Raw genomic sequence first — 218 nt, 5'->3', positions numbered from 1 at the left:
AACAGGTGCAGTCGGAACGCTGACTGGCGCACTGGGTGGTGTCGACGGTGGCGGGACCGGTGGTCTCGGCGGCATTGTCGGCACGGTGGGCAACGCGGCAAGCGGCGCAATCGGTACGGTGACGGGCGCCTTGGGTGGTGTCGGTAATCCGACCGGTGGGCTTGGTGGCGTCGTTGGTACGGTAACCGGCGCACTGGGTGGCATCGGTGGTGGCAATC

General features: G+C 67.4%; 1 protein-coding gene. It reads right to left on the bottom strand.

The window, feature by feature from the left end; all coding sequences use genetic code 11:
• A partial coding sequence (locus KPB06_RS34385; protein WP_275920602.1) for a hypothetical protein occupies positions 1 to 218 on the bottom strand: 218 nt, incomplete at both ends.

Origin of the sequence: Burkholderia semiarida, from assembly GCF_029268935.1 — a bacterium.
In the GTDB taxonomy this organism is placed as follows: Bacteria; Pseudomonadota; Gammaproteobacteria; order Burkholderiales; family Burkholderiaceae; genus Burkholderia; species Burkholderia semiarida.
This window is presented reverse-complemented; position numbering and strand designations above follow the sequence as displayed.